At 60.9% G+C, this 21,849-nt stretch carries 19 protein-coding genes and 1 tRNA gene; 11 read left to right on the forward strand and 9 right to left on the reverse strand.

What is annotated here, in order from left to right; genetic code table 11:
* Nucleotides 1-507: a hypothetical protein gene (locus GM668_RS11730; protein ID WP_155439146.1), complete on the reverse strand. Its 507-nt coding sequence runs from the start codon at nucleotides 505-507 to the stop codon at nucleotides 1-3.
* A gap of 419 nt (nucleotides 508-926) precedes the next feature.
* Here GM668_RS11730 and GM668_RS11735 point away from each other — a divergent pair, with 419 nt between their 5' ends.
* Both GM668_RS11735 and GM668_RS11740 read left to right on the forward strand, forming a co-directional pair.
* On the forward strand, nucleotides 927-1,244 hold the full coding sequence (locus GM668_RS11735; RefSeq protein WP_155439147.1) for a hypothetical protein: 318 nt from the start codon (nucleotides 927-929) through the stop codon (nucleotides 1,242-1,244).
* Between the two features lie 7 nt (nucleotides 1,245-1,251).
* Nucleotides 1,252-1,944, forward strand: a complete 693-nt coding sequence (locus tag GM668_RS11740; protein WP_155439148.1) for a hypothetical protein — start codon at nucleotides 1,252-1,254, stop codon at nucleotides 1,942-1,944.
* A 141-nt stretch (nucleotides 1,945-2,085) separates the two neighbouring features.
* Here the strand turns inward: GM668_RS11740 and GM668_RS11745 are convergent, their stop codons facing one another.
* Nucleotides 2,086-3,270 carry a hypothetical protein gene (locus tag GM668_RS11745; protein ID WP_155439149.1) on the reverse strand — a complete coding sequence of 395 codons (1,185 nt, stop codon included), beginning with the start codon at nucleotides 3,268-3,270 and terminating at the stop codon, nucleotides 2,086-2,088.
* 731 nt (nucleotides 3,271-4,001) lie between these two features.
* Between GM668_RS11745 and GM668_RS11750 the strand changes: the two genes are divergently transcribed.
* On the forward strand, nucleotides 4,002-4,193 hold the full coding sequence (locus GM668_RS11750) for a helix-turn-helix transcriptional regulator (RefSeq protein ID WP_229499244.1): 192 nt from the start codon (nucleotides 4,002-4,004) through the stop codon (nucleotides 4,191-4,193).
* 534 nt (nucleotides 4,194-4,727) lie between these two features.
* Here the strand turns inward: GM668_RS11750 and GM668_RS11755 are convergent.
* Nucleotides 4,728-4,804, reverse strand: a tRNA-Pro gene (locus tag GM668_RS11755).
* Nucleotides 4,805-5,250: 446 nt separating this feature from the next.
* On the opposite strand from GM668_RS11755, the gene GM668_RS11760 reads away from it, so the two are divergent.
* Complete coding sequence (locus GM668_RS11760; protein ID WP_155439150.1) at nucleotides 5,251-6,087, forward strand: SIR2 family NAD-dependent protein deacylase; 837 nt, start codon at nucleotides 5,251-5,253, stop codon at nucleotides 6,085-6,087.
* Here GM668_RS11760 and GM668_RS11765 read toward each other — a convergent pair whose 3' ends face one another.
* Nucleotides 6,088-6,801: a fumarylacetoacetate hydrolase family protein gene (locus tag GM668_RS11765; RefSeq protein ID WP_371868686.1), complete on the reverse strand. Its 714-nt coding sequence runs from the start codon at nucleotides 6,799-6,801 to the stop codon at nucleotides 6,088-6,090. It lies immediately after the preceding gene.
* 11 nt (nucleotides 6,802-6,812) lie between these two features.
* Complete coding sequence (locus GM668_RS11770) at nucleotides 6,813-7,424, reverse strand: TetR/AcrR family transcriptional regulator (RefSeq protein ID WP_155439151.1); 612 nt, start codon at nucleotides 7,422-7,424, stop codon at nucleotides 6,813-6,815.
* 125 nt (nucleotides 7,425-7,549) lie between these two features.
* Between GM668_RS11770 and GM668_RS11775 the strand changes: the two genes are divergently transcribed.
* Nucleotides 7,550-8,044: a GNAT family N-acetyltransferase gene (locus tag GM668_RS11775; RefSeq protein WP_155439152.1), complete on the forward strand. Its 495-nt coding sequence runs from the start codon at nucleotides 7,550-7,552 to the stop codon at nucleotides 8,042-8,044.
* An 85-nt stretch (nucleotides 8,045-8,129) separates the two neighbouring features.
* Here GM668_RS11775 and GM668_RS11780 read toward each other — a convergent pair whose 3' ends face one another.
* The gene (locus GM668_RS11780; protein ID WP_155439153.1) at nucleotides 8,130-8,858 is read right to left on the reverse strand and encodes a hypothetical protein; all 729 of its coding nucleotides are present in this window, start codon (nucleotides 8,856-8,858) and stop codon (nucleotides 8,130-8,132) included.
* A gap of 205 nt (nucleotides 8,859-9,063) precedes the next feature.
* Here GM668_RS11780 and GM668_RS11785 point away from each other — a divergent pair, with 205 nt between their 5' ends.
* Nucleotides 9,064-10,545, forward strand: a complete 1,482-nt coding sequence (locus GM668_RS11785; RefSeq protein ID WP_155439154.1) for an ATPase domain-containing protein — start codon at nucleotides 9,064-9,066, stop codon at nucleotides 10,543-10,545.
* A gap of 6 nt (nucleotides 10,546-10,551) precedes the next feature.
* Nucleotides 10,552-12,087 carry a hybrid sensor histidine kinase/response regulator gene (locus GM668_RS11790; protein ID WP_155439155.1) on the forward strand — a complete coding sequence of 512 codons (1,536 nt, stop codon included), beginning with the start codon at nucleotides 10,552-10,554 and terminating at the stop codon, nucleotides 12,085-12,087.
* 2 nt (nucleotides 12,088-12,089) lie between these two features.
* Here GM668_RS11790 and GM668_RS11795 read toward each other — a convergent pair whose 3' ends face one another.
* Together GM668_RS11795 and GM668_RS11800 are read right to left on the reverse strand one after the other, a co-directional pair.
* Nucleotides 12,090-13,976 carry an MFS transporter gene (locus GM668_RS11795; protein ID WP_155439156.1) on the reverse strand — a complete coding sequence of 629 codons (1,887 nt, stop codon included), beginning with the start codon at nucleotides 13,974-13,976 and terminating at the stop codon, nucleotides 12,090-12,092.
* Between the two features lie 58 nt (nucleotides 13,977-14,034).
* Nucleotides 14,035-14,766, reverse strand: coding sequence for a helix-turn-helix domain-containing protein (locus tag GM668_RS11800; protein ID WP_155439157.1), 732 nt, complete (start codon nucleotides 14,764-14,766; stop codon nucleotides 14,035-14,037).
* A 134-nt stretch (nucleotides 14,767-14,900) separates the two neighbouring features.
* Here GM668_RS11800 and GM668_RS11805 point away from each other — a divergent pair, with 134 nt between their 5' ends.
* Genes GM668_RS11805 through GM668_RS11820 form a run of 4 tightly spaced genes read left to right on the forward strand, consistent with a single transcriptional unit; the run spans nucleotide 14,901 to nucleotide 20,580 of the window.
* Nucleotides 14,901-15,323: a hypothetical protein gene (locus GM668_RS11805; protein WP_155439158.1), complete on the forward strand. Its 423-nt coding sequence runs from the start codon at nucleotides 14,901-14,903 to the stop codon at nucleotides 15,321-15,323.
* A complete protein-coding gene (locus GM668_RS11810; protein ID WP_155439159.1) occupies nucleotides 15,323-16,120 on the forward strand; it encodes a DUF2145 domain-containing protein in 798 nt (265 codons plus the stop codon). Before GM668_RS11805 ends, GM668_RS11810 begins: the two co-directional genes overlap by 1 nt.
* Before the next feature lie 27 nt (nucleotides 16,121-16,147).
* Nucleotides 16,148-18,943 (forward strand): DUF2339 domain-containing protein, encoded by a 2,796-nt coding sequence (locus GM668_RS11815; protein WP_155439160.1) that lies wholly within the window; start codon nucleotides 16,148-16,150, stop codon nucleotides 18,941-18,943.
* Nucleotides 18,940-20,580 (forward strand): DUF3999 family protein, encoded by a 1,641-nt coding sequence (locus GM668_RS11820; protein WP_155439161.1) that lies wholly within the window; start codon nucleotides 18,940-18,942, stop codon nucleotides 20,578-20,580. Before GM668_RS11815 ends, GM668_RS11820 begins: the two co-directional genes overlap by 4 nt.
* On the opposite strand, the gene GM668_RS11825 is transcribed toward GM668_RS11820, so the two are convergent.
* Nucleotides 20,537-21,847 (reverse strand): sensor histidine kinase, encoded by a 1,311-nt coding sequence (locus GM668_RS11825; RefSeq protein ID WP_371868689.1) that lies wholly within the window; start codon nucleotides 21,845-21,847, stop codon nucleotides 20,537-20,539. The two genes, GM668_RS11820 and GM668_RS11825, sit on opposite strands and share 44 nt — an antisense overlap.
* Nucleotides 21,848-21,849 lie beyond the last annotated feature (2 nt).

The following is a 21,849-nucleotide window of genomic DNA, read 5'->3' on the forward strand; positions in this document are numbered from 1 at the left end:
TCATGCCTGGGAGAAGAGATCGCCACGCTCCTCGACGCGGCGCATCTGTTCGTTGATCCATTGCGGATTGGCCGCCAGCCGATCCGCGACCCAACCAGGATTGGCGAATACGGTACGCCGTACCCATTCCGGATACGCCGCCAGTGATGCCTCGAACCAGCGCCGCAAATGCGTGCCGATCCAGTCGCGTACCTCTTCGGCATCGCAACGCCCAATGAAGGGCAATCCGGACAACGGGCTGCAGGCAACCACGCGCATGCAACTCACGAACGAGAAAGGCTGCAGATCGCGCTGGCGGTCAGTGAAGACCCAGCGCACGATCTCGAACTTTTCCGCCAGCGGGGTGCTGGCGATACTCAGCAGCCGCACCTTTTGAAGCAGCCACCAATGCAGGCGCACCACTTCTTCCTCGGTGAACTCCTCAATCGGCTCATCATCGGACCAGTCGTCGGATTCCGCAGACTGGACGGTGGAGTCGGAAATATCGATCAGGAAAAACTCTTCCACGATTGCCTCCGTGCAAAAAATGGACGGGACAATCGCCCGCATGGGAGGTTGTCCCATGGGGGGTGACGGGGTTGGATACCCCTAATTGACAGGCTGGCTATGCTGCGGCGGTGTGAACCGCTTTCGATGGGCTGCCAGCTACCATCGGAAAAAACTGCTCGTTTGCATCACAGACTTCGGAAGCCCAGCCGCTCCGGCAGGCATGCACAGAAAATCCGCTACAGGCACTGTAGGCGGCGCCGGCGGCAATTTCAAGTGCCGTTCACCGCATTTGCGTGCCCTCCCAAAAACCTGAGGCGCGGCGCAAAGCCTCCAGCAAGTACCGGCAACACCGCGTTGCGACGGCTTGCACTATCCCCAAAGGGCGCGATCATATGTGGGTGGCGACGATGTGTTGGCTCTGGATGGGGGAGGCTGTGATGACCGAATTCCATTTGTGCTTTTCCAAGTATGGCAACTGGGGACGGAACTACCATTACACGATGGTGGTTCGTGCACGCAACCTCGAAGCAGCTATCCGCTCCGTGGAAAAGAAAATCCAAGCTATTACTACCGCGGGTGTGTCGGCTGTTACCCGGTCGAGTAACCACCGGCCAAGCAAACGATATAAATTAATTTTCGTCGTCGAACCACTGCAATACGCGGGGTGGCCCGGAAACAGCCTGCTTTTTATCGGTTTTTCGGGTATAGCTTGGTGCCGGACTGGATTACGCTCTGGCGATAGCCTTGTTTTATAGGTGCACCATGAACTCGCCTACCGAAGCCACCGCCGTTTTCAATGCGAACCATGACGCCACCAACCGCAGACTTCTCGCGCGCAAGGTCATTGCGAAGTCCGACCATATCGAGTCAGCCAGCCGCAAGGTGTCCATCACCCTATGCAGCCCGGAAGGCAAGCGCCTCTATCTGCGCTGCTTTGAAATCACGCAGGTTAACTTCCACTACATCACAGTGTTCGCCCATATGAAGGTGTCCGAGCAGGAAGTCGGGCGCATCGAACAGGAAATTCGCAACATGCTGGAAAATCGGCTGGTCCGCGTTAACCAGGCACTGGCGGACATGGAAGCGCAATGCGTGGCCCAGAACGTCGCCAGTTTGGCGACCTACGATGTGGAGCCATTACTACTTGAGACCAAGGTCTTCTCGATGCTGGACCGTCGGCTGCTGGAGCTCATTGAAAAGGTGGACCAGCTCATGCCGATGCTGGAAACGCTCTGTATCGACGAGGCGATCACGCCCAGCCAATTGGTCATCGAGAAATCCAAGCTCAAGAACATGGTGCGCGGCGCGGCAAAGGCCGTGCGCATTGCCCGGGCCACGCTGCAGCGTCAGGCCAATGCTGGCACGGCGTCGGCGGCCGCTACAGCCGGCGCTTCCACCGATGTGGAGACGCCAGCGCAAGCACCACGAGTAACATCGCCAGAACCTTTAGAGTAATGATTTCGGCTTGGCGAATACTATCCGTTGAGTGGCCGCTACCGCCCCAATGAGGGCATGCGCAATAGCCTTAGCCAAGAACAGAAGCGGTCTTTTTTCACGTTGGCAGGTTCAGAGCAACCCGCGGGCATGGTGTTGCGCTCAATCAACGTCGCGCAACTTGACCGACTCTGAGAGCAGTTTGTCAATCATTCTCTTGTGACGTACCTGGTAGCTTTCCCGCTGGGGGATCACGTCGATCATGTCCAATTTCAGTTGCGCTTCGCAGTCCGGGTATTGTTGCGAAATTGCCCTTCGCAAACTGTCAAACAGAGTCATGTCGTAGTCTTCGTAGAAACGCTGTTCGTTAATGAAAGTAGAATCATGGAGGAAGACGTCGCGCTTTTCACTGGACATCTCGGCGAGTACCGACGGGGTCATATACCACTCGTTACTGCAAACCATTATGGACTCTACAAGGTTGAGTGCTGCAATATCACAGGAAAAACTTTGCATCAGTCTGTCCAACAACCACTGTTTGCTCAACTTCGGAACGATGCCCATGACCAGTGTGGACTGTTTGTATGGAATGACGGCGAAATAGAAGTCCAACCGAGTGTTGTCTGCCACAACGGACAGAATGCAGTTCAATGCCACCGGAATCTTAAAGTTCAGGCGTCTGAAGGGAATATAGTGACTGAGCTGTTCTGTGGAAACAACGCTGAAATCGTCCAACGGCACTTCCTCTAAGAGCACCAGCTTCTCCAAAAGCTGCCCTGGCAGTTGCATCAACTCGCTCGCACGTCGTTTTTCGGCTTCAACCATTTTCAGGTATTCGATTATGAAGAGGGCTTTGAATCGCTCTTCTTCCAGCCATGGATACTCTTCGACGTGCATGTCCAGCATGCTAGCAATGTCCATTTGCTTGAAGTTCTCGTGCCTCAATGCTGCGATTCTGGATTCGTTGGCACATTCGGATATGACCGACCTGTAGGCTTGCAAGAACAGGCTCTTCGCGTCAGAAATTTCCTTGGTATCCAGAGTTAAGAACATTGCGTCATGTGCTTCGCAGAAGCCATTGAAGGCCGTAGCATCGTGGACACTGATGCTACCGAACTGCAGCATCTTGACGTCTTCCTTCCTGAGAGACCTGATGGTCGACAGATGTCCTTCCTCTGCGATGGCCGCGAGCGAAATGGACTTCGATATAGCATGGGAGAATATGCTTTTTCTATTACAACCGGGATACAGGCAACCCCACTTCTTATTTCGCTTCAGAATCGCTTTCAACGCCCGTTCATGTCGATTAGTGCGATCAGCCATTGATTTTATAGTATCGATATTCATTTCTTGAATTCTGGCAATTGTCACTGCGGATGTGCAGGCTGCGTAACAATTTGGCATCCCTTACAACGCCTAGAGGACTCCCGATAGCTTGAACGATTCATAATTCACCGCCAATGATCGCCTTCTTCTGGTCGAATGCCGTTATTGCTACAGCATATCAAATTACACTGTAGAAAATTTCATACCTTCTCACATACGGAAACCGTCGCTGCCGCGATGACAAGGACGATGGGCTGCAGGTCATATAAAAACTCATCAGATAGTCAATGCCAAGGCCGAACGAAAGCGTTCCCCGCCCAATCCGACTTGCCCAGTAACATCCACGGAAATCCGGTGCACAACGTTTGACAACAGTCGTCGCGCCACCTACATTGCAAGGGCAGCAGCTGGCCCTGCAGAAGTAGGCAAGCCTTAGATTAGGAACTCGGCGGATACAGTCGCCATTCCATGAGCATTGTGTGCGATAGCTGCACGCAACAGCCATCGTTTTCGAATTCTTCATTTTTTGATTCGCCCTGATCTCGTCGGGCCGGCAATTTCGGCCCGCTGCACGATGACGGGGCGCCCACCTGAGTCGCCAAGGACTGGTTCTTACAGTCGGCAGATATCCCGCCACAACGGCCGCGCAACCAAGGCAACGCGAATGCGGCCGAGCGCAGCGCGCGCCTGTGGCTGTTCTCAATCTGAAATCTAGCGTCAAGGAGCAAATGATGAACGAACCACGAAAATTCATGCGTCTGCCGCAAGTGATCGCAGCCACGGGATGTTCACGGACGACGATCTACGATGCAGTCAAGGCCGGAACGTTTCCGCCCCCGATTCCCATCGGGGCACGGGCGGTCGCCTGGGATGCGGAATCGATCTCAAAATGGCAACAAGAATGTATGTCCAAAGTAGCCCATTACGCGCCTGATAATCGGTGATGGCTGCCAGCGATATGCGCCCGAACGCGCATTGCCGCCGATAACCCCAAGCCTGCTGATGCGGGCTTGGGCCCCACCTATACGGGCGCCAACTCGCGGAGAACTCCTGCCTCCGTGTATCCGAACATAACCCATCTCCGCAACGATACGAGAAACCGCAAAAACGTGAGCTCGAATTGGTGAGTTTCACTAGACATATTTGCCGATCGAATTGCCGTCCAGCGCCACTCATAAGCCAATGATTTTAATGAGATAAATTAAAAATACGCGGGCAGACTGATGATTTTTTTGCCGATCAGATTGCCGGCAAAGTAGAAACCCTGCCCATGCTGCCAGGATCGATTGAACCCGGCGACTCGGCGGGCAATGACTGTGAATTGAGCAGCCAAACCATCTTCTCTTGAGACGGCCAATTGTCCGGGAATGTCCCGGAAACGCCGGCTGGTTCCGACAATATTTAAGGCACCGGTAAGGCACGGACCGGAAATAGAAAAGGCCGGATTTCTCCGGCCTTCGCTAAGTCTTTGATTCTATTGGTCGGGGCGAGAAGATTCGAACTTCCGACCCCTTGCACCCCATGCAAGTACGCTACCAGGCTGCGCTACGCCCCGACGACTGGCGCATTATAGCAGGCGTCCCAAAAAATGTAATGGGAACGGCAAGATTGCTGCAAATTTTTCGCCTTGCCGCGGCATCGCATGGTGAGCCCAGAACGGCCATGGCGGCAGGACATCGGGGACCGGTTCCTCATAAATCGGCAGTTTACTACCGGCTGCTATCGCCTACTCACCCGCACGATTCCCTACTATCGAATACTAAAATCCCAATCAGCGCCACCGTTATGCCGGCATGACGCGCAGAGCAGGTTAGCGCAGGAGAGCAGGAGGTAGCATGCGATAGTAAATTTTAGTAAAAACCGATTTTCCGGATATAGCCGCCCGCTGCCTGAACGCGCGCCCGAACGAGCACAGCACGCCTGCAAGCTGCGTACTTGCATGGAGTGCATGGCGTCACGCTTTCCCGCTATCCTTAAGACATTTCTACCGCCCCTACCGCGATGACCACCGCCACCATCGAACATGCTGCCGAACTGATCCGCGATGCTGACGCCCTCCTCGTCACCGCCGGCGCCGGCATGGGGGTTGATTCCGGGTTGCCCGACTTCCGCGGCAACCAAGGCTTCTGGAAAGCCTATCCGGCGCTGGGCAAGGCGCGGATGGAATTTTCCAGCGTCGCGTCGCCAAGCACTTTCCGCACCGACCCGGCGCTGGCCTGGGGCTTTTATGGCCACCGCCTGGCGCTGTACCGCGCCACGGTTCCTCACGCGGGATTTCAAATACTACGCAAATGGGGCAACCACATGGACCATGGACTGGGCGTCTTCACCAGCAATGTCGATGGCCAATTCCACGCTGCCGGCTTCGACACGCAAGCCATCGCGGAATGCCATGGCTCCATCCACCACCTGCAATGCATGGAACCGTGCACCAGCGAGATCTGGACTGCCGATGCCTTCATGCCGCAAGTCGATGCCGATGCGTGCAGGCTGACGAACGAACCGCCCTGCTGCCCCCATTGCGGCGGACTGGCGCGGCCGAATATCTTGATGTTTGGCGACTGGGAATGGCTGGAAAAACGGTCGGAAGCCCAGCAGGGACGGCTGCTGCGCTGGCTGGCCAGTGCGCGCCGGCCTGTCGTGGTGGAACTGGGCGCGGGCACGGCGATTCCTTCCGTGCGCCATTTCGGCCAGCGCGTCTTGCATGACTGCGGCGGACGCATGGTGCGCGTCAACCCGCGCGAACCAAGTGTGGCAGATCCGCGCGACTGCGGCATTGCATTGGGTGCGCTGGCGGGTTTGCAGGCCATCGATGCGCTGCTGCACCCGCCGCGCTGATCAAACGATCTTCACCAGCAGCGGCGTCAAGCCCGCGATTTCGCCAACCAGCGTCTGTCCGCGCTGCACCGCACCCACGCCTTCCGGCGTACCGCTGAAAATCAAATCGCCCGGCTGCAATTCCCACAGCGTCGACAAATTCGCGATGGTTTCCGACAGCGACCAGATCAAGTGCGAAATGCTGCTGGACTGGCGCACCTGCCCATCCACCGACAACGCAATCGATGCCTGCTCGATGCCCGGCACGTCTTCCGCACGGTGCAACATGCCGATCGGTGCGGAATAATCGAACGCCTTGCCCACTTCCCACGGGCGGCCCGCATCTTTCATCTGCCCCTGCAAATCACGGCGCGTCATGTCAAAGCCCACTGCATAGCCAAAGATATGCTGGCGCGCTTCTTCCACCGGGATATCGCGCCCGCCCTTGCCGATCGCCACCACCAGCTCGCACTCGAAGTGGTAATTGCTGGTTTGCGGCGGGTATGGCAGCTCCGTCACGGCGCCCGGTTTCGATGGCACGATAGCGGCGTCATCACCCGGTTTGCAAAAGAAGAATGGCGGCTCGCGGTCCGGATCCGAGCCCATTTCACGCGCATGGCCCGCGTAATTGCGGCCGACGCAATACACGCGGCGCACGGGGAATTGCGCTTCGCTGCCAGCGACAGGCAAACCCACCACATGGCGCACCGGGAAGACATAACTGGAACTCATCATTTCATCCTAAGTCAGGAAAACAGCATGGCCCGCAACGCATTGCGGACCGAAGCGACAATCGCCGGACGGGCGGCGTCAGGGTTATGAATAGCGCGCACGTGCAAGCCATGGAACAGGGCAATCACGGCTTCCATCAAGCCGTCCACGGTGGCATCGCTGGCATCGAGCTGGCGCAGCTCGCGTGCGTTTTTCAGCACCGCGCGGAAATGCGTGCGCGAGCGCAGGTCGGCATCGCGCACGACGGCGGCAATGGCGGGATTGCGCGACGCTTCGGCCCAGATTTCCAGGCGCAGTGCAATGCGGTCCGATTCCACGTGATCCGTTACACTGTTTTCCGTGTCATCGACCAGCCCCATTAACGGGTCGGCGCGCTGTTCCAGGTCGCGCAGGATTGCCGTCACGCGCTCCACATTTTGTTCGACAAACGCAGCGATGATCGCATCCTTGCTGTCGAAATAGTTATAGATATGGCCGGCGCTCATGCCGGCAGCTTTCGAAATTTCAGACATGCTGGCGCCATGAAAACCACTGCGTTTAAAGCAGATGGCCGCCGCATCGAGCACCTGCTGGCGGCGCACCTGCGCCCGCTCAGCGTCGCTATGTCTTTTTTCGTTGTGACTCATACCTGAGTGCCCTTTCCTCCCCGCACTGTGGACAAGGCGGCACGATTTGTCAATTTTAGCCGGTTTTCCGCACGTTTTTGCGATACCATAAAAACAAGACAGTTTCATGCGAGGAGGCTGCCCAGATGATCGCCAAGACCGCAAGCATCCAGACCATAGAGCTGCGCCAGGCCACCGCTGCCGACCAGCCTTTCCTGCACCGCTTATATACCAGCACCCGTCCGCCCTCCAGCCTGCGCGGCTGCGACACGGACGCCGAAGCGCTGCTGGTGCGTGCACAATTCCTTGCGCAGCAAACATATTGGCAGCGCCGCTATCCGGGCGCCGAGATCACGATTATCGTCCGGCACGACCAGCCCATCGGCCGCCTGTATGTGCACTTCAGCGAACATGAAGTGCGCCTCGTCGATTTGAGCCTGCTGCCGGAATTCCGGGGCCAGGGGATCGGCAAAGGCTTGTTGCGCGGCTTGCAGGCGCATGGCGCACGGCTGGGACTGCCCGTGAGGCTGCAAGTCACACTGGGCAACCCGTGCCAGCGGCTGTGCCAGCGCTGTGATTTCCTGTTTATGGGGATCGATGGCGGGCACGCATCGCTGGAATGGAAACCGGCGTCAACGTAAAAAAAACCCGCCCTGTGACGGGGCGGGTGAAACCGTGGTCGGGACTGGCCACGGGTAAGGGAACGGACGTCCCCGCTGAAGAAACTTATTTGACAGGTTCCGCATCCAGCACGACCGACTGGAACGTCAGCTTCGACGCTGCCTCGAAGCCGGAGTCGATCCCCACCAGCAGCCACAGCTTGCCTTCCGCATCGGCCTTTACGGTCAGCGGTTCCTTGCTCTTCAGGGTCTTCGATTCCATCACGGGCTTGCCGCAATCCGTCACGCTGTTGCCGATGGTGCCCAGCATTTGCCCTGCCTTGCCGCCGCCGCCCTGGTTGCCGCGGTCGATATTCAACGCAGTGCGGCCATTGTTGACGACATTTTTCGGTTCAATATCCGATGCGGCGCCAAACACCCACACCGATTCGCCCGGCGAACCGCCCACGCCCATGCAGCCGGTCGGCACATCCGTGGCGAACTTCACGGTGAACATGACTTTGTAGCTGGCCGATGGCACGAACCCGCCAAACTGTTTTTTCACGTACAGGAACAAGTCATCGCTGCGGTTGGTGCCTGCCACGTAATAACCCTTGCCGCTCAGCGGCGCGCCCAGTGCGCGCTGTTCAAACACGACGTTTTCCGGCGCGTCGGCAGCCGAATAGTCGCTGGAATCGCCCTTCCAGCCGTCGATGCCCTGGTTGAAGTCCGCCGTGACTTGCACGGCTTTCAGCACGGGTCCGCCCTGGGGCGGCGTGGAAACGTTGTCGCCGCCACAGGCGGCCAGCGATGCGAGAAGGGAAACGGCTAAGGCGCTCTTGATCAGGTAAGTCATGTTGGTTCAATCCCCAGTTGTCCGGAAAGCACATATTGTAAGAATCACAGGCCCCGTCAAACCGGTGGTTTTGTAACCACATATATGTAGGAAAGCGCTACAAGTTCATGATATTTAAGTACATTTTTCTGAACATTTGTATCGGACATGGCGGTTTTTTGAGTTGCGGTATTATCGTAAAGACACAATTCCCAGCAAAACAACCATGGAACAGAACAGCGACACCGGGCGCTTTTTGTCATCCGGCGTGCCCGGACTGGATACGATTTTGTCAGGCGGTTTTACCCGTGACCGGCTCTACCTCGTGGAAGGCGAGCCCGGCACCGGCAAGACCACGCTGGCCCTGCAATTTCTCACGGAAGGCGTGCGCCTGGGTGAATCCGTGCTGTACATCACGCTGGCGGAATCATCGGCGGAACTGGCGGCAGTGGCCCATTCCCATGGCTGGGACCTGAGCGGCATCCACGTGGAAGAAATCATCACAGACCAGAACGCACTCGACCCCGACCAGCAATATTCGATTTTCCACCCGTCGGAAATTGAACTGGGTACGACGACACAGCGCATCCTGGCGGCCATTGAAAAATACCAGCCCACGCGTGCTGTGCTGGATTCGCTGTCCGAGCTGCAGTTGCTGGCGGAAAGCGCACTGCGTTACCGGCGCCAGGTGCTGGCACTGAAACAGTATCTGGTCAGCCGCAACTGCACGACCATCTTCCTTGACGACCGCACTGCCCTCAACACGGATTTGCAAGTGCGCAGCGTGGCGCATGGTGTCATCACGTTGAGCGTGGCCGACCAGGCCTATGGCAATGAGCGGCGCCACTTGCGCATCGTGAAATACCGGGGCATTGCGTTCCGCGGCGGCGCCCATGATTACCGCATCGTCCACGGCGGCTTGCGCGTGTTCCCCCGCCTGGTGGCGTCGGACAGCCGCGTACGAAAAATCCGCCAGCAATTGTCGACCGGGTTGCCGGAGCTTGACGCCATGCTGGGCGGCGGCATTGAAGAAGGCACCAGTACGCTGGTGGCGGGACCGCCAGGTTCCGGCAAGTCCACCATGGCGGCGCAATGCATTTCCGCTGCCGCCAAACGGGGCGAACGCTGCGCCATGTTCCTGTTTGAAGAGTCGCGCAACAATATGCTGAACCGCTGCGAAGGCATGCAGCTGGGCTTGAACAATGCCATCGCAGAAGGCTTGCTGACCGTACAGCAAGTCGATCCCGCAGAACTGACGCCGGGCCAGTTCACGCAAGCCGTCGTCGATGCGGCGGACCAGGGCGCGCGCGTCATTGTTATCGACAGCCTGAACGGCTACATGAACGCCGTGCCGGATGAGCGCTTCATGGCCACCTACCTGCACGAATTGCTGACCTACCTGGGCCAGCGCGGCGTCGTCACCATCGTGGTGGGTATCCAGCCCGGCCTTATTGGCACCAATATGTCGTCATCCGCCGATGCCAGCTACATTGCCGACAACGTCGTCATGCTGCGCTACTTTGAATCGGCAGGCGAAGTATTGCAGGCGATTTCCATCTTCAAGAAACGGGGCAGCAGCCATGAGCGCAAGCTGCGGCGGTTCTGTATCACGGCGCAGGGCCCCCGTGTGGGCACTGTACTGAGCGGCTTCCACGGCATCCTGACAGGCGTGCCGACGCAGGTGGCCGGCAACAACCCGGGCAACTGAACGGCCATGGAAAAGCGCATCCTGATCTATGCGCCCGGCGGCCAGAATGCCGCGCTGACGGAAAAAGTGCTGGCCACGGCGCACATCGAGTCCGCCATCTGCCGTACCGTGGCAGACTTGCGCGAGCAGTTGCAGCTGGGAGTCGGCGCCGTCGTCACCGTGGAAGAAGCGCTGTCGGCCAGCGGCTTTCGCGTGCTCAGCGATTATGTGCAAAACCAGCCCCACTGGTCGGACTTGCCCATCTTGCTGCTGGCGCAAAAAGGGGGGGATTCGCTGCTGGTGCGGCGCGCTGTCGCCAACCTGGGCAACCTGACCTTGATGGAACGGCCGGTCCGCACCGTGACCCTGATCACGGCCGTGCATGCACTGCTGCGAGGCCGCGACAAGCAATACCAGATGCGTGAAGCCAGCCAGCGCAAGGATGAATTCCTCGCCAGCCTGGGGCACGAATTGCGCAACCCGCTGGCCCCGATCCGCACGTCGGCCACGTTGCTGACGCATTTATTCCCCCAGTCGGAACCAGCCGCCCGCATCAAGGAAGTGGTGGAGCGGCAGGTCGTGCACCTGACACGGCTGGTCGATGATTTGCTGGACGTGGCGCGCATCACCAGCGGTAAAATCCAGCTGCAGCGGCGCCCGTTCAAATTCAGTGAAATCATGCGCCACGTGATAGAACTGTGCATGCAGTCCGCCATCGCCAAGCGCATCCACCTGGACCAGGACTTGCCGACGGAACCCATCGTGCTGGACGTTGATTATTCACGCGTGGTGCAAATTTATTCCAACATCCTGTCGAACGCCATCAAGTTCACCCCGCAAGGCGGACGTGTCGGTGTGCGGGCATGGAAGGAGGAAGCCGCCGGGGCCAGGCCCGCGCAAATCTGCGTGGCGATCCGCGATACAGGCATCGGCCTGGATCCGGATGCGATTCCGAAAATCTTCAACCTGTTTGAACAGAGCCGCACCGTCAGCGGGCAAATTTCCAGTGGGCTGGGCATTGGCCTGTCGCTGGCGCGGCAGTTCGCGCAAATGCATGGCGGCACGGTGGAAGCATCCAGCCCGGGCGTGGGCCAGGGCAGTGAATTTGTCATCCGGCTGCCGCTGCCGGAGCAGCCGTCCGTGCTGGCGCCAACGTCCGCGCCGCAGCGCATCGATGCTGCCGGGCCCCGGCCCCGGGTACTGGTGGTGGACGATAACCGCGATGCGGCGGAATCGCTGGCGGCGCTGTTTGAGATGGAAAATTACCAGGTGGAGATGGCGTATGACGGGTATGCCGCCGTGGCGGCGGTCAACCGCCGGTCGCCGGATCTGGTCATCATGGACCTGGGCATGCCGGGCATGGATGGCTATGAAGCAGCGCGCCTGATACGGCAGCATCCGGGTGCGGAGCGGATGGTGATGGTGGCGCTGACGGGATGGGGGCAGAACGAGGCGCGGCGGCGCACGCTGGATGCGGGCTTCGACTGCCATTTGACGAAGCCCGTGGATTTCAATGAATTGCTGCGCCTGGCCGCCGAACGGATGGCCAACACAACTGCATAGCGTTATTTCCAGTCGCCGCGCAACTGCGCCACTTGCGTATGCAATAACTCCGGCGTCACGTTGTGCGGCTCGACCGGATGGCCCACGGCCAGCGCCAGGCTGGAACGCCAGCCTTTACGGAACGCCCGCTCGAACACATTGTCCTGGCTGCGGCTCAGCAAATGCCCCCACAAGCCGCGCAGCGCCATCGGAATGACCGGCACTTTGCTGCGTTCGACGATCTTCGCAATGCCGCCTTTGAATTCATTGATCTCGCCGGTGGACGTCAGTTTCCCTTCAGGGAAGATGCACACCAGGTCCCCTTCATGCAGCGCCTGCGCGATATCGACAAACGCTTTTTCCATCAGCCATGGATCTTCCTTGGCCGGGGCAATAGGGATAGCTTTCGCGGTACGGAAAATCCAGCCCAGCAACGGCATCTTGAAGATACGGTGGTCCATTACGAAGCGGATCGGACGCGGGCTGGCCGCGCCGATGACGATCGCATCGACATAGCTGACGTGGTTGCACACGAGGACTGCCGGGCCGGCTTCAGGAATCCGGTCCGCATCGACCGTCTTCACGCGGTGGAAGGTGTGAATCAGCAGCCATGCCAGGAAGCGCATGAGGAATTCCGGCACCAGCGAGAAGATGTACATCGCCACCACGGCATTCAAGATGGCCGTGGCCAAGAACAGTTCAGGGATCGTCAAGCCCTGCCCCAGCAACACAATCGCCATGCCGGTGGCCGCCACCATGAACAGCGCATTGAGGATGTTCATGCCCGCGATGGTGCGCGACAAATGTTCGGGATCGCAGCGGGTCTGGATCAGCGCAAACAACGGCACGATGAAGAAGCCGCCGAACACGCCGATCATCACCACGTCAAACAGGATGCGCAGCGCGCTGTCCTGCTGCAGGAACGTGTCCCACACGACGGCCGCCGTATTGGCATAGCCGGTGCTGGCGAAATACAGGTCGGCGCCAAATACCGTCATGCCGATGGCGCCAAACGGCACCAGGCCGATTTCCACCTTGTGGCCGGACAAGCGTTCGCACAGCAGCGAACCCGTGCCCACGCCAACGGAAAACATCGTCAGCAACAGTACGAAGACGCTGGAGTCGCCATGCAGGTAATCTTTCGCATACACGGGGAATTGCGCCAGCACCAGCGCGCCGTAAAACCAGAACCACGAATTGCCCAGCATCGACAGGAACACGGTGCGGTTGCCCGCTGAATGGCGGATATTGCGGATGGACTCCGTGAGGAAATTCCAGTTGATTTGCAAATTCGGCGCAGGCGCCGGCGTATTGGGCACGCGATAGCTGGCCACCAGGCCGACTACGGCTGTCAGCAACGTCCCACCTGCCACCAGTTCCAGGCCAATGCCCTTGGTGGCCACGAGGATGGCGCCCAGCACCTGGCCCAGCAGGATGCCGACAAACGTCCCCATTTCAATCATGCCATTCCCGCCCATCAGTTCTTCGGGCTTCAGCTGCTGCGGCAAGTACGCATATTTGACGGGGCCGAACAAGGTCGAATGCACGCCCATGCCAACCACGCCGAGGATCAGCAGCCACAGGGTGTGCGTCATCCAGCCCAGGCCCGTCATCGCCATGATCGCCACTTCCAGCCATTTGACGAGGCGCGACAGGCCGGCCTTTTCAAACTTGTCGGCAATCTGGCCTGCCGTGGCGGAAAACACCACGTACGGCAAGATGAACAGGCCGGGGATCAGGTTGGTGATGGTGGACGCGGACATCGTGGTCCAGCTGGCGGCGTCAAAGCCCAGCGCCACCACCAGCGCAGTCTTGAACAGGTTGTCGTTGAACGCGCCAAAGAACTGCACCCAGAAAAACGGGGCGAAGCGCCGCTGGGACATCAATGCGAACTGGCTTGGTTTGCTCATAATTGCTTAGTCTGATTGGGAATTGTCGAAATATACACTGCTTCAACCATTTAACGTATCAGCGCATCAGTGCCTTGAATGCTTCCGGCAGCCATGGCCGTGCGGCCAGCAGGAACGTGATCGAGTGCCGCTGGTCATACGGCAGCCGCGCATCGTCCTGGTGCTGCTGCGAGAATTCATCGGCCACCTGCTTCAAGCGTTCCAGCAGCGCCTTGGTGGAACGGGGCGACAGCATCACGCTCACCAGCCGCATCAATTCATGGCTGCCGGCAAACCGCGTATCGAGGTAATCGCCGGAAGCCTCTTGCCGGAACCAAGTCTGGATCGGGCCATTCGGTATCCAGCTGAATGTCCGCGATACCAGCAGCTTGACCCGGTTATTCGGCAGCAGGGTCAAAAAACCAATGCGGTCCAGCCTCAATAAATACTTCACGGTTTCCGCTTCGCTGATCCGGTACACCGCCACGATTTCCTCGACGGGGATCTGGTTCAGCGCCGCCACGGCCACCACCAGCAATTTCGTGTCGCCGATGATTTCCTCTTCCTGCGCATAGGTCAGCTGCGAAATCAGCTGCGGCGCGTTGGTGGCCGCCAGCGCCAGTTCCGCGAAATCCATGCCGACCACGTCCAGCACCTGTTCCAGCCGCTCCAGCGTAAAACTGCGCTGCGCAAACATGCGCTTCACGCTGGGCTCGGACAAACCAATGCGCCGGCCTAATTCGGCATACGTGACGGCCTTCGCCTTTAACTGCCGTTTCAGTGCATCAATCATGAGGCTGGTGTGGGACATGGTGCCAGTTTTCCATCATCGGGTATCGGAATTTGATACTGATCATATCATCTGTGTAACCGGTAGCATATTCGTTGCCAGCCATGTAAGTTAAGACAATGATGCAGGCACTTTCACCACCGGAGATCGATGCCATGAAACGCTTGCCCGTCTTAATTTCGTTGCTCTGCTTTACTATTTTTACTGCCCCTGCCCAGGCCAAAGGCCAAGGCGATTCGCGGCTGTCGAACGCGTCGGAAGAACTGTCGATGGCGGGCGGCATCGTAGTACTGGGCTCGATGTCTGCCGTGGCCGCGTCCGGCTACGTGGTCGTCTCCGCCGTGGAAACCGTGGCCGACGGCGTGGTGGTGGTGCTGAAAGGCGCATCGGCCGGCGTGGAAGCGTCCGTGCAGTTGAGCGGCGCTGCTGCGCAGGGATTGTCCGATGCGGCCGGCAAAGCCGTTACCGTCACGGCCACGTCGACCGGCCACATACTGGTCATGTCGGGCAAGATGCTGGCCTTCATCCCGAATGAACTGGGCAAGTCGCTGCTGCACCACAGCCGGGTGGACGCATAATGCGCGCCCGCCCGCTGATTGCCGGCGTACTGCTGGCCTGCGCATTGACCGGCGTTGTTTCGACGGCACGGGCCGGCGCCAGCTGTGAAAACCGCCCGCTGGAAGCGCGCAATGCCGTGCAGGCAATGGACCTGGCGCTGCGCACGCGCGACGCGCTCGACGCCAGCGGCGCGCAGGTGGCGCTGGTGGCCCGCGCCGGGCAGGATTTATCCGCCTACGGCTTGCGCTACTCGCACATGGCCTTCGCATGGCGCGACCACCCCAAAGGCCGCTGGCTGGTCGTGCATGAATTGAATGGCTGCGGCACGGCCAGCTCAAGCCTGTACAACGAAGGGCTGGGCAATTTCTTCCTCGACGATATGTTCCTGTATGAAGCGCAGATCGTCATTCCATCGGAAGCCGTGCAGCAGCGCCTGGTGCAAGTGCTGGCGTCGCACACGCCGCGCCGCCTGCACCAGGCGCAATACAACATGCTGTCGTATGCGTACAGCACGCGCTACCAGAATTCCAACCAGTGGGTGCTGGAAACCCTGGCCGCGGCAGGCGCCACGCCGGGCCAGGTGGAAACCCGCGATGAAGCGCAAGCGTGGCTGAAAGGCGCCGGTTTTACCCCTGTCACGGTTCACATCCCCGCCCTCCCCCGCCTGGGCGCCCGCATGTTCCGCGCCAACGTGGCCTTTGATGACCATCCGTTTGACCAGCGCATGGCGGGCAACATCGATACCGTCACCGTCGATGCGGTGGTGCGTTTTGTGCGCCGCGCGGACCCTGGCGCCAGTCAATTCGTTGTCCGCTGAAGTTTCCCTTTTTTGAAAGGATGCATCATGGAACAGGGTAATACGCAGCCCGCATTCAGTACCGGTTCCGGCGGCGGCCGTCCGCCGCCAGCGGACTTCAATGAACGGCTGCGCGAGTGGCTATTCGGCGGCAATGTGGTGGCCAAACTGGGCTTGCTGATCCTGTTCATGGGGTTGTGCTTCCTGCTGAAATACCTGGCGGGGACGTATGTAATCCCTAATGAATACCTGGTGGCCGGTGTCGCGGCCGGCGCGCTGGCGCTGCTGGCGTGGGGGTGGAGTATCCGCGCCAAGCGGCCTTCCATCAGCCTGCCGGTACAGGGCACGGCGCTGTCCCTGCTCATGGTGGTGACCTTTGCCGCTTCCAAGACGTTTCAACTGATCCCTGACCTGACGGCCATCGCGCTGCTGGGTATCTTCGTGGCCTTCACCTGCCTGCTGGCAGTGCTGCAGGATTCCGTCTGGCTGGCCGTGTTCGGCATCATCGGCGGTTTTGCCACCCCGGTGATCCTGTCCAGCGGCGGCGGCAGCCAGATCGCACTGTTCACGTGGTGCGCCGTCCTGAATGCCGGCATTATCGCCATTGCGGCCCTGAAGTCATGGCGGCCGCTGAACGTGCTGGGTTTCATCTGCACGTTCACGCTGGCCACGTCGTGGGGCGTGCTGCACTACGATCCCAGCGATTACCCGGCGTCGCAAAGCTTCCTCGTCCTGTTCCTGCTGATGTATATCGCTGTCGCGATTTTCTATGCGCGGCAGCAGGCGCCACGCCTCACGCACTACGTTGACGGCACGCTGGTCTTCGGCGCCCCGTTGGCGGCCATGGGGCTGCAATACGGCCTCGTCGCCGACATGCGATACGGAATGGCGTATTCCGCGCTGGCGCTGGCTGCGCTGTATCTGTGCCTGGCCATTTTCGTGAAACGCCGCATGGGAGAAAATTGCCGGCTGCTGGGCGAAGCATTCCTTGCCCTGGGCATCGTGTCCGCCACCTTGGCCATTCCCTACGGCGTCGACGACCATTGGATGTCGGCCGCGTGGGCGCTGGAAGCAGCCGGCGTGATCTGGACCGGTCTGCGCCAGCGCCGTCCGCTGGCGTGGGGCTTCGGCTTGCTGGTACAGCTGGCGTCATGGGTTTCATTCCTGCGCGCAGTAAGCCTGATGAGCCAGGAAGACATCGCGCGCACGCACATGGCGATCGGGTTTGCCGTGCTGGCCGTTGCGGCATTTTTCATCGCGCTGCAATTGCGCGCTGCCGACGCCGCGGCCTTGCAGCCCTGCTCCGCCGACACCGGCAAAGGCTTGGCTGAAATGCTGTTGCCCATCGCTGCCGTGTGGCTGCTGGCCGGGGCGTGGCTGGAAGTGTTCGTGCAAGCGGAAGGTTATGCGGAATTGAATTGGATGGTGGCCAGCGCGCTGGCCGTGGCGGCGCTGCTGTACCAGATTTACCTGCGCTGGCAATGGCCCAGCGCCGCATGGCTGGCGCAAGTGGCGCTGGTCATGTCTGGCGTCACGTTCCTCCTGATGACCAACCTGTCATGGGCATACGATACCGGTTCGTTCATCGACAGCGCGATTCCCGCCGCGCTGATGCTGGCGGTCAGCCTGTCGTACGTGTGTGAACGCCGCCACACGGCCAATCCCGATGCCGGCGGCAACCGCACATTGCTGGCGATTGCCGGCGCCGCGTGGTTTATCGTCGCGCTGCCTGCGCTGGCGGCGTGGGGCAGCGGCGTGGCGGCCGTTCAATTGCCGTTTGAAACGCTGCCATTCAGCTGGTCGCTCTACCTGATGCTGGTGGCCGCGCTATCGGCCGTGGTGCTGTTCATTGCGCAGCGGCGCGTATGGCCACAGCTGATGTGGCTGTCCGCTCCAGCGTTTGGCGCGCAATTGTTTGCCGGCGGCGCAATGCTGGCCTGGCTCTACCTGTTCGATATGCTGCCGGATGCGGCGCTGTGCGCGGCAGGCGTGCTGGCGTGGGTGGCGGCAAGCTATGCGCTGGCGCTGTGGCGGCGCACTGGGTGGATCACGCACGGCGCCACGCCTACCCTGCTGCACTTGCAACTGGTGGCGCTGCCGCTGCTGATGATCTGGCCCGCACTGCGCCTGTTGCTGGCGGATACGCTGCCGCGCGATTCGCAATGGCTGCTGTATGTTCCGGCGTGGGGCACGATGGCGGCCATGGCATGGCTGCTGCGCCGCGCCAGCCTTGGCGCCTGGCCGCTGGCGCCGCTGGCGCTGTGGCACCGCCGCGTGACCTTGCGCATTGCCGTCGCCTGGTCGCTGACGGTGGCAGTGGTGTGGAACTTCACGTTCGATGGCAGCATGGCGCCGCTGCCGTTTGTGCCGCTGCTGAACCCGCTGGATTTGACGACCGGCTTTGCCGCCTTGCTGGCCATCGCCTACTGGCGCGCTTCCGCGCCGGAAGTACGGTCCCGCTGGGCCAGCCGCATGCAACTGGCAGGCGCCGGCGGCGCGTGGCTGTGGTTCAACCTGGTGCTGTTGCGCAGCGTATCGCATTACCTGGGCATCGACTATACGTTCGATGCGCTGATGGCGTCGAAATTCACGCAAGCCATGCTGTCGCTGGTGTGGGCCGGCACGGCGCTGGCGCTGATGCGGCATGCGGCCGTGCGCATCCACCCGCGCCAGTGGGGTGTGGGCGCGGCGCTGCTAGCCGCCGTGGTGGCCAAGCTGTTCCTGCTGGACGTGCATAACCGCACGGGCCCCGACGGTATTGCTGCCTTTATCGGCGTCGGCCTGCTGATGGTCATCATCGGCTACGCGGCGCCCCTGCCACGCCGCACGAATGGTGCCGCATGAAACGGCGCACCCTGATGGCCTTTGGCTGCGCCGTGCTGCTGGCTGCGCCATGGCCTGCGCGGGCGGGCAGCGCGCTGTATGCCGACACGCCGTCCGCGTATGCGTGGTCGATTCCCGTTTCTGTCGCGGACGACAACGGTGTACACGCGCTGCGCATGCCGGCCGCGGTCTACCTGCACGCGCAATCGGCCGGGCTGGCCGACGTCCGCCTGTTCGACCGGCGCGGCTTGCCGGTACCCTATGCGCTGCGCCAGCCCCCCACCGATACGTACACGGATGCGCGGGAACTGCCGCTGCGCATCTTTCCACTGTACCGGCAAGAAGGCGCCCGCGCATCGGTGAACACCGGAGGCGACTTCAAGCTGGAATTGCGCACGGACAGCGATGGCAGGCTGTTGTCCGTCACCAGCGGAGGGCCGCCGCCGCGCCCGCAGGCGCCAGCGTCACAGGTGGAAACGCTGGTCCTCGACCTGGGCGTGGCGTCCCGCGCCACGCCGCCCACTGTGACGGCGCTGCGCTTCACACCGCCCGCCGGCAAGCCTGGCTATACGGCGCAGGTGTGGCTGGAAGCCAGCGATGATCTGCGCAACTGGCGGCCACTGGGCGCGGCGGATTTGCAATGGCTGTCCGCCACCGATGGCGCCGTGCTGGCCTGCGACCTGCTCACGTTCGAGCCATCGCAATTCCGCTATGCGCGCCTGACGTGGCGCAGCGGCACGCCGGCCATCTTTGCCGGGATCACGGCGCTGTCGTTCAACCGGCGGCAAATGGCGCCGGCCATGGACAGCGCCGTGCTGGCGCCCGCGGCGGGCCGCGTGCCGGGAGACCTGGTCTATGCGGCAGGCATCGGCATTCCGGCGGAAAGGGTCGGCATGCAATTTTCCACCCCGAACGCGGTGTATGCAGCCATGCTGGGCCGCTACCGCGAAGCCGCACCGCCTGCGCCATACCAGCCGGCGCCCCAGCCGATCCGCCACCACCATTTGCACGGCCACCTGCACCTGCACCGGCACTACCGGGAAGATCCGGGAGTAGCGGCGCCGCCGGATCCCGCCACGGCCGATCCCTTCATTCCCATGACCAGCGCAACGTTTTACGACATTACGCAAGACGGCAAGCGCAAACGGTCCGATGGCTTGCCCTTGGCCCCCACGCAATTGGCGCAATGGGTGGCGCGGCCCTATAGCCCGCAGGCAGCAGCGCTGCCGCTGTCGCAGGCGCCCAAACTGCAATTGTCGTGGACCCCGGCCACCCTGCTGTTCCTCGCCAACGGCAACGGTCCGTACACGCTGTCATACGGCCGCGCGGGCGCGCCGGGCATGGAACATGATCTGGGGCATATCGCTCCCGGCTACTCGGAAAAGGAATTGCGCGCGCTGCCGCAGGCAGAAGCGGGACCGGCACGGCCTGCCATCGCGGCGCCTGCGGCAAGCCTCCCCGCTGCAGCCCCCGCATCCAGCGCCCCCGGCACAGCAACGCCGCCCCGTTCACCAGGCGGGAAAGCCGCCAACGCTGCGGGCAAAATCGTCAACCTGTCCGACAACGGCTTGCTGTGGGGCGTGCTGCTGGCGGGCGTGGGCGCGCTGGCCTACCTCACGGTGCGTCTGCTGAAGCAGCCAGGGGCAAACGGATCGTAATGGACGTTCCCGCCCCCTGCATGCTGGCCACATCGAACGTCCCGGCATAAGCTGCCACGCGCTCGCGCATGCCGGCAATGCCGATCCCGCCCGCTGCCAGGGCGGGATCAAAGCCCTTGCCGTTATCCGTTACGGTGATGCGCAATGCGTCTCCTCCCTCCTTGCTTTCCCGCGCCAGCGCCACGGTAACTTCCGTGGCGCGCGCATGCTTGGCCACATTCGACAAGGCTTCCTGCACGATGCGGTAAGCGGAAATCGCCACGGCGCTATCGAGCTTGGAAAACTCCCCTTCGGCGCGGAACAGGTAGCGGCAGCCTTGCCCCATGCTGTCGTGGTGGCGCACCATTTCCTCCACCGCGCCCTGCAAGCCCAGCATGTCCAGCACTTCCGGCCGCAAGCGCCGCACCAGCGAGCGGCCACTGTTGTACAAACCCAGCGCCAGCTTCGTGATGCCCTGTGCACGCTGGCTGATTTCATCCGCCGCATTCTCCTTGTGCGCCAGCGCTGCAATGCGCTGCGATTCCAGCCGCACGGCAATCAAGGTCGCATTCAATTCATCGTGGATTTCCAGCGCGATGCTTTTGCGTTCTTCTTCCACGGCAGTATTCACGCGGCGCAGCAACAGCCGCTTTTCCGCATCGGCGGTACGCAATGCGCGCATGGTCGATTGCAGTGAATCGTTGAAGTGGCGGGCGAATTGCCAGGCCAGCGCGGCGCACGCAACCAGGCCCAGCGCTGCCACCAGCAGCGCCACGTAAAACTGGTTCATGTGGCGGCGCATGGCCGCCGTGGGCGACATCGTCACGCGCACATAGCCGACCGTCTCCGTGCTGAAGCCAGGCTGTCCGGTTGCCTGTCCTGTGTGGACCCACACCAGCCGCCGCACAATAGGCGCCTCATACGGACGCACGTCCGGCGAGCCGCCGCGCCGCGCCGCCACGGTGACCACGGCCTTGCGCGCCGTATCGAGCACGTCGACCTGGTAAATCCCCCTGTCGGCCTGCACCACGCGCTCGACACCCTGCCGCAATTCCGCCACGCGCCCCGTGGCAAGGTGGTATTCGCTGCTGTCGGCCAGCACTTTTGCCACCAGCGGCCCACGCTCCGCCAGTTCGTCGCCCACGTCGGCAATCCCCGACGCATACAGGTAAACGACAAACGTGGCGAACATGTACGCCAGCGGAACAATGATGATGGACAGCAGCCGAAACCGGAGACTCCAATGCGGCAGGCTCCAGCGCCGCCACGGCGCCATCCAGGCCGGCACGT

It is taken from the genome of Pseudoduganella ginsengisoli (assembly GCF_009720865.1).
GTDB lineage: Bacteria > Pseudomonadota > Gammaproteobacteria > Burkholderiales > Burkholderiaceae_D > Rugamonas > Rugamonas ginsengisoli.